Origin of the sequence: Allohahella sp. A8 (assembly GCF_047946665.1) — a bacterium.
Classification (GTDB): domain Bacteria; phylum Pseudomonadota; class Gammaproteobacteria; order Pseudomonadales; family Oleiphilaceae; genus Allohahella.
Genome location: NZ_CP172312.1, coordinates 25,323 through 37,194, shown reverse-complemented (window position 1 = coordinate 37,194; position 11,872 = coordinate 25,323). Strand labels below are relative to the sequence as shown.

The following is an 11,872-nucleotide window of genomic DNA, read 5'->3' as shown; positions in this document are numbered from 1 at the left end:
CTGACAGCCATCAGTCCAGGAGGTCTTCTGAGTCCCGAGAAACAACAGAAATTCAGGTTCTGGGGCAATGCAGGCCTGTTTGAACTGCTCTGGCCAGCTGCTATCGTAGGTGCCTACTACGGCAGCAACGCCTGGGCAGTTGCCGTGCTGATTGCGATGTTCATCTGGAGTAAGGCCTTCGGCGGTTCGCTGGCGCAGGACCTTCGCATGGCCTTTGTCGGCCTACTGGTCGCGTTCACTTTCGAACCCATCTGGATGGGCGCAGACCTGCTGCTCTACGCGCTACAACCCCCGTACATTTATCCGCCGGTCTGGATCGTCTGCCTGTGGGTCGGCTTTGCCATGAGCTTTAACCACTGCCTGTACTGGTTGCGTGGCCGCTATGGCCTTGCCGCTGTGCTCGGTGCCGTCGGCAGCGTGCTATCGATCACGGCCGCTGAGCGAATCGGCGCGCTCACCATGCCCTCAGGCTGGTGGCCAGCCGCCGTCAGCTACGCCTTGCCGTGGGCCTTTATCACTCCGGCCTTTGCCTGGTTCACCGATGTTCTCAAGCGACGAGCCCAGGGCGACAGTGGCATGAGCCAGGACAAAAGCCGGGCGTCAGTGGCTGTAGATTCTGACAAACCCGCCCCACCCCCTCAGTGAGCACTGCTGTGCAGCCGGACCTGCTTACGCTGCATCAGTTATCCACTGCACCACTGCAGCCGATATCGGCTCAGGTCAGTACCAACGACAGAGTGCTCATCACAGGCCCATCCGGTATCGGCAAGACCCGTCTGCTCAGGGCAATCGCAGATCTTGACCCCCACGCTGGCTACTGCACACTGCAGGGCCAGCGAGCCAGCAGTTTCCGACCAGAAGCCTGGCGCCGAAGAGTCGTCTACATACCGGCAGAAAGCATGTGGTGGGCGCTCAAGGTTGTCGACCATATTCCTGCGCACGCCAGTGCGGATGCTGCGACGCTCATGCATCAGGTCAAAGCGAGATCGCGTCGGGTGGGCCTACCGGATGATGTACTGAGCTGGCCGGTCGAGCGTCTCTCCAGCGGTCAAAAGCAGCGTCTCGCGCTCATTCGCGCGCTCGCCCTCGAACCCGATGTAGTGCTGCTGGACGAACCCACCGCCAATCTCGATGCCGACTCGGCCGCTCAGGTGATCGATCTGCTGGTTGACTTCCTGGCACACGATGGCCTGAACGACCGTGCCCTGCTGTTCGTATCTCACGCAGAACCCCCGACTGCCCTCGGCTTTACTCAACATTGGGAAATTGGGTCCAGCGGCGAAATGAGGACTTCGACATCATGAGACTCGAAGCGATCAGTACGACTGATCTTGCCATCTGTTCGGCACTGGTACTGGCGCTGGCTTTGTTGAATCTTCGTCACTCGCCAGATCTCGCCAAAGGCCTTGTGATCGGCATGGTCAGGCTCATCCTGCAGCTCAGCCTCATTGCCATTGTATTGAAGACGGTTTTTGAGCATGCCTCGCTGTGGTCGACGGTGCTCATCAGCGTTGTCATGATGCTGCTTGCTGGCCGAGAAGTAGCCGCCCGCCAGCAGACGAAGCTCGCGCAGGGCTGGACGCTATCGATCAGCATATTCGCCATGACGAGCACCTCTACACTGCTCATTCTGCTGGCCTTGCTGGCACTGGTCCAACCGGCCCCCTGGTATACCCCGCAATACGCCATACCACTGCTAGGCATGATTCTCGGCAATACCTTGAATAGTGTCTCACTAAGCATGGATAGACTGGTGGATTCTGCGCGGCTTTCGCGAACGGCCATAGAGGCCCAACTGATGCTGGGGGCAAGCAGAAAAGCGGCAATTGCCCCGCTAGTGAGGCAGGCCATGCATAGCGGCATGATGCCTTCGATCAACGGTATGGCTGCAGCGGGGATTGTGAGCCTACCGGGCATGATGACAGGCCAGATACTGGCAGGCGCCGGTCCGGAAACCGCGGTGCGGTATCAGATACTGATTTTTCTATTAATTGTGGCAGGCGCCGCGATGGGCGCCTGGCTGGCCACCAGACTGACGGTCTGGCGTCTGTTCGATGAGCGTGATCGGCTCAGGCTCGACAGACTGGCTTAGCCAGTCGACCGAGCATGACCTCCGGCCGACTAGCCTGCGTCAGCAGTCGGAACCAGTTTCAGTTCGACACGACGGTTTGCCGCGCGGCCGGTCGATGTGTCGTTGCTGGCGATCGGATCACGCTGGCCGTAGCCCTTGGTCTGCACCCGACCTGATGCCACGCCCTGGGAGACCAGGTAGGAACCGACGCTGTCGGCCCTGCGCTGACTCAGGCTCTGGTTGTACTCAGCAGCGCCTGTGGAATCGGTGTGACCTGCCACCTGTATGGTCGTTTCATCGAACTCTTCGAGTACGATGGCAACAGATTTCAGTGTCTCGTAGAAAGACGACTTCACGGCATCGCGATCGGTGTCAAAAGTAATGTTACCGGGCATCACCAACGTGATGAGGTTACCAACTCGCTCTACCCGCACACCGGTGCCTTCGAGCTGGCGACGCAGTTCGGATTCCTGGCGATCCATGTAGTAGCCAATACCGCCACCTGTGGCACCACCAGCAGCCGCACCGATGAGCGCGCCTTTCTTGCGGTCTTTCTTGTTGGCTGCAGCGCCCACGGCTGCGCCACCAATAGCACCGATCACAGCACCCTTGGTCGCGTTGGAAGTCTTCTCCTCACCCGTATATGGATCGTAGGTCATACAGCCTGCGGTCACGAGCAATCCTGCAGAGAGACCGGTGGCCAGCAGGGTTCTGTTGAAGCGGGTTATCAGTGTCGTCATTCTTTTTTCCTCTATTCACACTACGCCGACAGGTAAATACGGCAAGACTGTCCTGAGTGTAGCAGGCCTGCGCCTGCTGCAACCTCGTCCAGTCAGATGAAGGTATAAAAACGGATACTGCTGCATTGCACTGCTGGATCAGATCGGGCGGGTCAACGCAATTCCGCGGGAGTTTCCACCACTGCTTCGGGCTCGGGACTCTCATTGCGTCGGGCGATGCTGCGGCCAGCGGACGCCTGCCTGTTCTTCAAGCCAAGCGCGAGCAGCGGCACCACGATCATCAATGAACCAGCCAGGAACCAGAGGTCCGGCACCTCATTGAACCAGATCCAGCCTATCAGGACGGCCCAGATGAGTCCGGTGTATTCGGCGCTGGTGACCTGATTGGCCGCGACATGACGATAGGCCAATAGTACGGCAAAGTTGTAACCCAGAATGAAGAATGATGAGGCGCCAGCACTGAGCACCAGGCTCCAGCTCCAGTCCCGACCCTCAATGAGTGCCAGTGCACCCGCCACAGGCAGACAGAGCACATAATTCAGTGCGACCGAGTGCACCATGGTCTGGTTCTTTGGCAACTTGCGAACGAGCAAGGCATTGAAAGCCAGCGAGAACGCTGTGACCAATGCACCAAGCGCCCCCCAACCGATTTCAACCGGACGAAGGATAAGCAGAATGCCTGCAAAGCCACTGACGACGGCCGCCACGCTCAGCCAGGTCAGGCGCTCCCGGAATATCAGGACAGACAACACGACCACAATCAAGGGAGCTGCATAAAACACGGCATTGGCGGTAGCCAGCGGCAGCGTCGCCAGCGCCATGACCATTGCACCAATGCCAATGATACCGATGTGAGCACGCAGGGCATGGTAGCCAAGACCTGCGAACGGCGCCTTCATATCGATCATCCGATAGAACGGTAGCAACATCAGCACCGTGCACAGGCAGCGCAGGAATACAAACTGCAGCACCGGTACATCCTGGCCCAGCAGTTTGATCACAACGTCGCTGACCAGGGCCAGCGCATTCCCGATGACCAGCAGCACGATTGCACTGTTGACTGTCTTACCCGGCATATTCAGATCCAGCGTTAACTTTACAAAGTAAAGCTAGACTAGAGGCTTATGCCTGCCGCTTCAACCACGGCAGAGTGTTGTTTTCAGCGTTCAGCAGTTGCCGGCTTTCGTCTCGTCGCAGCTTTCGGTGCAGAGGTCTGCGTGGAAGGCCTCACCTGAGCGATCACGAAGCCTTCAGGGGGCTGAGCAGGCATCCTGGAGAGGTCGATAGAAAGATCCTGCTCCGGCACTTCGTAGCTCATCGCGCCGACCAATAGTCGGCTTGCCTTTTTCAGCAACTCGATGGTAATCCACTCACCGGCGCAGCGGTGGTTGGTATCAAAGGCGCCGCCACCTTGCGGGATCAGATTGAACGGCGTGATTTCGGCGTCCAGGAAACGACCAGCCTCGAACTGCTCCGCATTCTTCCAGATGGTTTCCTCACGGTTAGTGCCATAAAGATCGAGCAGCACCCGATCACCTTTTGCAAACTTGTGCCCGCGCCATTCGAATGGCTGCCTGACAAATCCGCCGGTGAACGGGAAAAAGGGATAGTAACGACGCACCTCCTGCACGAATGAGGTCAGGTAGTTGTCGTCGTCCAGCAGACGCTGCCGATCCGGTTTGTGCACATGCAGCGCATGGCCAGCGAACATGATGTAGCGCCCAATGGCCACCGTGGGGCGAAGGATATTGAGCCATTCGACAGCCGCTATCGTCTCGCTAAGACGTGCGCCCTGATCATCCTCGTGAAAGGCGATGATGCTTAACGGTGTGTCTGGTGCGACCTCCAGATCGCCTCTTCGTACCTGGGCAATGACAGATCTCGCCCACTTCTCTGTGCGGCGACGAAGCCAGAGTCCTCGCCAGTTACGGGGACCCGGGGTTCCGGCCCCATCAATCATGGCAGCAAGTTCTGTAGTACGACTATCCAGCGTCTCTTTGTTGAGGACAAGGCCGCTCCACCGGCAAACTGCCTGACATAGAACGCCGTTGGCGACATCCAGCAGAGCTATTGACTTGTCGCCGCACCAGTGCGGCAGCGCCTCGCGCCACGCGCTTTCGAACAGATCGACCAGCTTTGCGATTGAAGCGGGATTCATCATCGACATGAACATCTGCTTACGCCGATGGTGCTCAGCGGCATCGAGTACCGCCACACTGCCCTCGTCCTGCAGCGACCAGAGTATAGGCTTTGGCAGCGCCCCCTTGCGGGTGAAACGCTCTGGCTCATAAAAGACCTCGGCCGCTTCTTCGCCACCGATACAAATCGTGGGCTGTAACATCAGCCGAATCTGGAACAGATCACTATTGAAGCGACGGCGACGCTTCTGGATAAAGCTATAGCCGTCCTTGAGGATGGCCAGAGTGCTGTCCAGTGCAGGGTCTTTGGGTAAGTTGGCCATGGAGACCTCCAATGTCTTCAGGTTAAAAGGCGCGCCAGCTTGCACAGTGCAGCCGCGCTGTTTACTCAGGAGTCGTACGAGGCTGAGCAGCGATGTAGTCGAAAAAAATCACTGAAAACAGTGGCACGAGCTCTGCATCGCTTTTGACCACCGATTGAACTTGACCTAACCCGACGAAGGAGCATCCATATGGTTATCTTTGCGAAGGACAGCACCAAACTGGCGGAGCGTCGTAGATCGATGGTCAACAAACAGATCGCCGCCAGGGGTGTGCGCTCAGCACTGGTTCTCGAAGCCATGCGTAAGGTTCCCCGTGAGAAATTCATACCCGACTCACTCGCGACACGGGCGTATGACGATGCGCCGCTGCCGATTGCAGAAGGCCAGACCATCTCACAACCCTATATCGTTGCGCTCATGACCGAGGCACTGGAGCTCAATGGGGGCGAACGGGTGCTCGAAATCGGCACCGGATCCGGTTACGCCGCCGCTGTTCTCGCAGAAATTGCCGGCGAGGTGGACAGCATCGAGAGACATGCCTCGCTGGCGGAGGCTGCACGCCGGACATTGAAGCAGACCGGATATGACAAGGTGAATGTAATTTGTGGTGACGGCACACTGGGCCGCCGGTCGAACGCCCCCTATGACGGTATCGTAGTGGCAGCCGGCGCCCCGGTCGTGCCTGAACGCCTCAAGCAGCAGCTTGCTGTTGGTGGCAGGCTCGTGATTCCGGTAGGTGAGCGCAAAGGCCATCAGGCGCTGCTGCGGGTCACCCGGGTCGCTGAAGACGAGTACCGTGAAGAACATCTCTCAGACGTACGATTCGTGCCGCTGATCGGTGAAGGCGGCTGGACTGAAGCAGGCGATGCTGCAGCGGCGCGGCGCAGTACGACGAGCAATCTTTCTGAAGATGCGCGGCTGTTCGCCGAGGCTGCCGAGCCCTTCGACGACATCGACACTGCTGATCTGGCGCCACTACTGGAACGCATCGGCGACGCCCGAGTGGTACTGATTGGCGAAGCCTCCCACGGCACCTCCGAGTTCTATCGAATGCGAGCCAGAATCACTCAGGCTCTCATCGCCCAGAAAGGCTTCAATATCGTGGCGGCAGAAGCTGACTGGCCTGACGCGTTCCGCATCAACAACCATGTGCGCCACATTCATGGTCCTGCGGCCGACTGGGAGAGCTTCGCACGCTTCCCCACCTGGATGTGGCGCAATCGTGAAGTACAAAGCTTCGTGGACTGGCTGCATGACCACAATGAGAAACTTACCGAGCAGCAGCGGACGGGCTTTTATGGTCTTGATCTGTATAGTCTGTACACGTCGATCGATGCCGTCATTGAATACCTGGAATCCCGCGATACCGAGGCCGCAGAGATTGCCCGGACGCAATACAGCTGTCTGGCGCCATGGCAACCCGACCCTGCCGCCTACGGCAGAGCCGCCGCCAGCAGCCGATACAGGGATTGCGCCGACGAGGTTGCCGCAGCGTTAACGGAGCTGCTGGAACAGCGCCTGTCACTGCTCAGGAACCATGGCCAAGAATCAGCCAGAGAGCAGGAGTTCTATCTGAATGCCGTGCAGAACGCCCGTCTCATCAACAATGCAGAAGCCTATTACCGGACGATGTACAGCGGCTACAGCGACTCCTGGAACCTGCGTGACTCGCACATGTTCGAAACGCTCGATGAGCTCCTGACACATCACGGCCCCAAGGCCAAAGCCGTGGTCTGGGAACATAACTCTCATATCGGTAATGCCAAGGGCACAGATATGCCTGCACGTGGTCAGCTCAACGTCGGCCAGCTCTGCCGCGAACGTTTCGGCAACGAGGCCTACCTGATCGGCTTCGGAACTCATACGGGCACTGTGGCAGCAGCAGACGACTGGGGCGACGAGATGGAAATCAAGACCGTTCGACCCTCACTTGCGAACAGCTGGGAGCGACTGTGTCACGACACAGGCATTCCACGATTCGTGCTGCCCCTACGCCGACCGAAATCTCCGAACCTCAGTCGGCTGCTCAGGCGGGAAAGGCTCGAACGCGCCATAGGCGTGATCTACCGGCCACGAACCGAGCGAGCCAGCCATTATTTCAACGCCCGCTTGGGCGAACAGTTCGATGAATATGTCTGGTTCGACGAGAGTCATGCGGTGACGCCGCTGGCTACCCAGGACATCGCTGACTACCCGGACACCTACCCCTTCGCGATCTGATCCCAGGTCCAGCCATCCTGGAGCACAAGCGCCCTGAGCAGTTTTCGGCGCTTGGCGAGGCTCTCAGTCGCCCTCTGCGTTCCGACCACACGCGCAGTACCCTTTGTGAGGTCTGGTGCCAGCAGCTGCGGGGGCTCCTCATCAGTTGGGTGGATGAAGGCCTTGTTCAAGGTAGACAGAAACACCTCGATCGCCTTGGAACAATTGTGCTCAGCAATCCGAAGCGAGGGATTCTGCACATATGCTTCGGCAGGAATTGCACGGATAGCTTCATCCAGTGCGGCAAGCTTGAGGGGCAAGGCCGTTTGCAATTCAGGGCTGTGATAGTAATGCAATATCGGATAGGCGAGATGCTTCTGTGCGATATCGAGAATCTGTGGTGTCAGCGTAGCCAGATACGTTTCAACACCCTGATACTGGCGATGCCGTGCCCAATGCGCAGCAATCTCGTCTACGGTCTCACCCATGACCGATATTTCCCTGGCGACGGTACGCTTGACTGCGGCAGCCTGTACCACAGGAATTGCGTAGGTAATCGACAGCGTAATCAGCGCCAGTCCATTAAATGCAGTAACGACTGTCATCATCTGCCAGAAGCCATCGGCCGGGACATAGTCGCCGGTTCCCAGCGTCGTTAGGGTGAAGCCAACGAAATAACTGACAGAGGAAGTGTCGGCGGGCACTTTCGTGATCGAGTTGAGCACTGACGGCTCCCCACCAAGGTAGATCAGCGACCAGCCGAGCCAGGCGGCGAATACCCACATGTTGATCAGCACCATAATGATCAGCGGGCCGACCGCGCCTAGGAACCGGTGCGATTTCACCAGTTTGTTCAGGGTCAGCGCAAGGCGCCAGGTGGCGAAAGCAACTCTTCGCGACAGCGGTCCGCTTTCGGATGCTGTAAGCGCGGTAGAGATAAAGTCGAACCAGACCAGCAGCACCAGCAAGACACCTGTAGCCAGACAGATTAGATCAGCCATCGGCACACAACCTCTCTGACCAATGCGTCGATGTCATTCATATAGCACGCCTCCTACTGCGATAACTACTTTGTGTTTTCCGCTAACCAACTGACGGCAAGCCTGTCATTTCACACGGTACGAATATTTTGGCGAATCGGAGGTCTCTGAGCGAAGAACTGCGGGCGCAGGCCTCAAAACTATAGATTTTACAAAGCGCCTGAAAACCTTACACCTGTGACTCATGCGGGCAGGCGTTGTTTGTCGAGAAGGTTGCAACAGGCAGGCCTGGCATAAGGATTGCCTGATTACGATCACGAGCAGTCCTGCGACAGGATGTTTGCAGCGTCGTTTAGCAGCAGAAGGAAATTATCAACTTCACACTAGAGAGGACACATCATGAAGTACAACAGCATGAAAACTCTAATGACTGCAGCGGTGCTCGGCCTTGGCGCGACTCAGGCCCTGGCCGATCCCAAGCCACTGTCAAGCTACCAGGAAGGTGATACAGCTGTCTTGACCGGCACGGTCATCGGCATCGATGGTGATGACTTCACGCTTGATTTCGGCGGCGACACCATCGAAGTGGAACTGGAAGGCTGGACCTGGGGCGCTGACGTTAGTCAGTATCTCAAAGCCGGGGATGAAGTCGTCGTGAGCGGTACCGTCGAGGATGGATGGTTCGATAATCGTGAAATCGAAGCCAACAATATTTATCTGACCGCGACCCGCGATTACTACTATGTCGTCGATACCTCACCTGCTTATGTAGGCGCAGTGGAGGCTGACGTCAACAGGCAGGGATCGACTCAGGGCCAGGATCAACAGCAAGTCCAGAACCAGCAGCAAGGCCAGAATCAAAACCAGGATCTGACAGAAGGCACCTATATCTCGACCCGAGGCGAAGTCACGAAAGTCTCCGGACGCGAATTTACCGTCGAAAGTGATGGCAAGACCCTGACCATCGACACGGCCGAGATGATGTACAATCCACTGGACAAAGCGTACGGCGAACCTATTGAGCAAGGCGATCGCGTCTACGTCTATGGTGAGGTGGATGACGAGTTCTTCTCGAAAAAGGAGATTTCCGCGAATTCTGTAGTGAAGCTGAGAGACGCCAGCGAGCAGTCTTGAGTAACACGCTGCGAGAGAAGCCGGCAGAATTTCACTGCCGGCTTTTGCTCAATCCAGGAACAAATCCTTCATAAGCTTCCCGTCATAGCTATCGTCGTAACGATAGTCATCGAAGTTATCGCGACCTTCAGAGCGCAGGTAAGTCTCGTCTATCAACCACTGCCCGGTGAGACTGCAGTGCGGGACGCTCATGATGGCATAAGCTGCATCAGCCATGATCGCGGGCTTGCGCGCCTTCTCGAGTGCAGCCTTGCCACCTGCTTCGAACTCCACCGCTGCTGTAGCAATCAGCGTCTGTGGCCACAGCGAATTCACGGCGATGCCATAGCGCTTGAACTCGGCAGCCATACTTACCGTGAGCATCGACATACCGTACTTGGTGATGGTGTAGGGACCGAAATTTTCAAACCACTTGTGGTCGAGATTTACCGGCGGCGACAGATTGAGGATATGACCACAGCGCGACTTCTTCAGATGCGGCAGACAAGCCTGAGCACAGGCCAGGACCGCGCGGGTATTGATCTGGTACATCAAGTCGAAGCGCTTCAGTGGCAGTGATTCTGCTGTAGCCAGCTTGATCGCACCGGCGTTGTTCACTAGGCCATCGATACCGCCGAAGGCCTCGACGGCCTGATCCACCATCGACTTTATTTGTGCCTCGTCACGCACATCCACCTGCACCGCCAGGGCCTGCCCACCGGCTTCGCGAACTTCGTCAGCCACGGTGAAGATGGTGCCTGGGAGTTTCGGATGCGGCTCCGTAGACTTGGCTGCGATAACGATGTTGGCGCCGTCTGCAGCAAACCGCAGGGCCATCTCACGGCCAATGCCGCGGCTGGCGCCGGTGATGATGATGGTCCTGTCTTTTAGAGATTCTTTTATATTCATCGTTTGCCTCCCCGTTATCGTTTTGGAGTTCTATGAGTTCTGGCGCTTTCGGTATAACCCACGTCAGGCGGCCTGTTCTTCATTCCCGCCCGTCTGCCAAGGCGCCGGACAACCAAGCCTGGCGGCTATGACCATGGCTGATTCCACTCCGCTCTCCTGCAATGGAATACCGGGCATCGCGTAGGACCCGCAGTACCAGATGCGACGTCCTGGCTCTTCGTGCGCGCGCGCGAGTGACTGCAGCGCGGCGAGACTCTCCAGTGTCACCACGGGCCGCTCGAATATGGTGCGACCAAGTACATGCTTGTCATCGGGCTGCACCAGTGGATTCCAGGTCTGAAATATCGGTGGCGCCTTTTTCAGCTGCGGATAGATGTGATTCAGCTGAATGCTGGCCATAGGTTTGTCTGCCGAAGGGTCGAGCAAGAACTGCAGCGGCGCCGACGAGCGTCCCGGCGCAGGCGCGAACTGCGGATCGGTGTGTACCACCAGCTCGCTCGACTGATACTGTACAGTACGCAGCAGCGCACTGGCCTTCGCTTCCTCAGTGCCGATCAGTTCGACGGCCTGATTGGCCTGGCTGGCGATAATCACATGATCGAACTGGGCTGAACCGCCGCTGAAGTCGACTCGAACCCCTTCGCCTTCCTTGCGCACAGCATTCACCCGCGCATTACAGCGCAGCTCAGTACAGTTCACCAGCAACCTCTCGATCGCATCGTCAGCGCCGTGTCGGGCGCGCCAGATACCATTGAAGAGGAGCCCGCTTGCGAAAAACTCTATGACCAGTGCGGCGGGATAGCCGGCTGCGGCCTCGTAAGTGCAGGTGCCGGTTGCGGCCAATGTCGGCAGCATGACCTGATCGATAAAAGCTCTCGAATACCCGCCAGCTTCGAGATAATCCAGCAAAGTCATGTTGTCGGCGCGACCAGCGGCGAGGTCTCTCGGTGCTGTCAGCTGAAATACAGCCATATCCTTCGCAATCAGAAACGAGACGAGACTGAGACTGCGCAGGTTGTCGAGCATCGGGAAGGTCGTCTTGCGCCACCCAAGATAGCGATAGCTGAGGAAATCCTTCCTCGCACCCTTCATGCCGAAGCCAGCTGAATGGTCGGCATGGCTGGTCTCTACGCCGATCATTTTGTACAGCGCCATCAGGTTCTGATAGTAACAGCTGTTGAATGCCCGCAGCGGCACGTCGATTGTGGTGTCCACCCCGGCAACGGAATATTGCAGGTTGAAAGCACCCATACCTGGTCGTGCATGGCGTTCGAACAGCGTCACTTCATGTCTGCGTCCCAGCAACCACGCTGCACTCAGGCCCGCTATGCCGCTACCTATGATCCCTATCTTCATCCAGCCTTGCCTTGTTTGATTAATGCTGTCAGTAAACGGGGTT

11 protein-coding genes are annotated in these 11,872 nt (G+C 57.5%); 5 read left to right on the top strand and 6 right to left on the bottom strand.

Going from position 1 to position 11,872, the window contains the following annotated elements; all coding sequences use genetic code 11:
- From ACH3PB_RS00185 to ACH3PB_RS00175, 3 genes are read left to right on the top strand one after another with little or no spacing between them, the layout of a single operon-like run.
- Positions 1 to 645, top strand: a complete 645-nt coding sequence (locus ACH3PB_RS00185) for a DUF2878 domain-containing protein (RefSeq protein ID WP_416399492.1) — start codon at positions 1 to 3, stop codon at positions 643 to 645.
- A gap of 8 nt (positions 646 to 653) precedes the next feature.
- On the top strand, positions 654 to 1,304 hold the full coding sequence (locus ACH3PB_RS00180; protein WP_416397452.1) for an ABC transporter ATP-binding protein: 651 nt from the start codon (positions 654 to 656) through the stop codon (positions 1,302 to 1,304).
- Positions 1,301 to 2,092 (top strand): ABC transporter permease, encoded by a 792-nt coding sequence (locus ACH3PB_RS00175; protein ID WP_416397451.1) that lies wholly within the window; start codon positions 1,301 to 1,303, stop codon positions 2,090 to 2,092. Before ACH3PB_RS00180 ends, ACH3PB_RS00175 begins: the two co-directional genes overlap by 4 nt.
- Before the next feature lie 29 nt (positions 2,093 to 2,121).
- Here ACH3PB_RS00175 and ACH3PB_RS00170 read toward each other — a convergent pair whose 3' ends face one another.
- From ACH3PB_RS00170 to ACH3PB_RS00160, 3 genes are all read right to left on the bottom strand, one after another.
- On the bottom strand, positions 2,122 to 2,811 hold the full coding sequence (locus ACH3PB_RS00170) for an OmpA family protein (RefSeq protein WP_416397450.1): 690 nt from the start codon (positions 2,809 to 2,811) through the stop codon (positions 2,122 to 2,124).
- Positions 2,812 to 2,963: 152 nt separating this feature from the next.
- Positions 2,964 to 3,887 (bottom strand): DMT family transporter, encoded by a 924-nt coding sequence (locus tag ACH3PB_RS00165; RefSeq protein WP_416397449.1) that lies wholly within the window; start codon positions 3,885 to 3,887, stop codon positions 2,964 to 2,966.
- Positions 3,888 to 3,970: 83 nt separating this feature from the next.
- Positions 3,971 to 5,272 (bottom strand): cytochrome P450, encoded by a 1,302-nt coding sequence (locus ACH3PB_RS00160; RefSeq protein WP_416397448.1) that lies wholly within the window; start codon positions 5,270 to 5,272, stop codon positions 3,971 to 3,973.
- 189 nt (positions 5,273 to 5,461) lie between these two features.
- Between ACH3PB_RS00160 and ACH3PB_RS00155 the strand changes: the two genes are divergently transcribed.
- Positions 5,462 to 7,492, top strand: a complete 2,031-nt coding sequence (locus tag ACH3PB_RS00155) for a protein-L-isoaspartate(D-aspartate) O-methyltransferase (protein ID WP_416397447.1) — start codon at positions 5,462 to 5,464, stop codon at positions 7,490 to 7,492.
- Here ACH3PB_RS00155 and ACH3PB_RS00150 read toward each other — a convergent pair.
- Positions 7,474 to 8,472 carry an ion channel gene (locus ACH3PB_RS00150; RefSeq protein ID WP_416397446.1) on the bottom strand — a complete coding sequence of 333 codons (999 nt, stop codon included), beginning with the start codon at positions 8,470 to 8,472 and terminating at the stop codon, positions 7,474 to 7,476. The two genes, ACH3PB_RS00155 and ACH3PB_RS00150, sit on opposite strands and share 19 nt — an antisense overlap.
- A 378-nt stretch (positions 8,473 to 8,850) precedes the next feature.
- On the opposite strand from ACH3PB_RS00150, the gene ACH3PB_RS00145 reads away from it, so the two are divergent.
- Positions 8,851 to 9,585, top strand: coding sequence for a hypothetical protein (locus tag ACH3PB_RS00145; protein ID WP_416397445.1), 735 nt, complete (start codon positions 8,851 to 8,853; stop codon positions 9,583 to 9,585).
- Positions 9,586 to 9,633: 48 nt separating this feature from the next.
- On the opposite strand, the gene ACH3PB_RS00140 is transcribed toward ACH3PB_RS00145, so the two are convergent.
- Both ACH3PB_RS00140 and ACH3PB_RS00135 read right to left on the bottom strand, forming a co-directional pair.
- A complete protein-coding gene (locus tag ACH3PB_RS00140) occupies positions 9,634 to 10,473 on the bottom strand; it encodes an SDR family oxidoreductase (protein ID WP_416397444.1) in 840 nt (279 codons plus the stop codon).
- 63 nt (positions 10,474 to 10,536) lie between these two features.
- The gene (locus tag ACH3PB_RS00135; RefSeq protein ID WP_416397443.1) at positions 10,537 to 11,829 is read right to left on the bottom strand and encodes an FAD-dependent oxidoreductase; all 1,293 of its coding nucleotides are present in this window, start codon (positions 11,827 to 11,829) and stop codon (positions 10,537 to 10,539) included.
- Between the last annotated feature and the right edge of the window lie 43 nt (positions 11,830 to 11,872).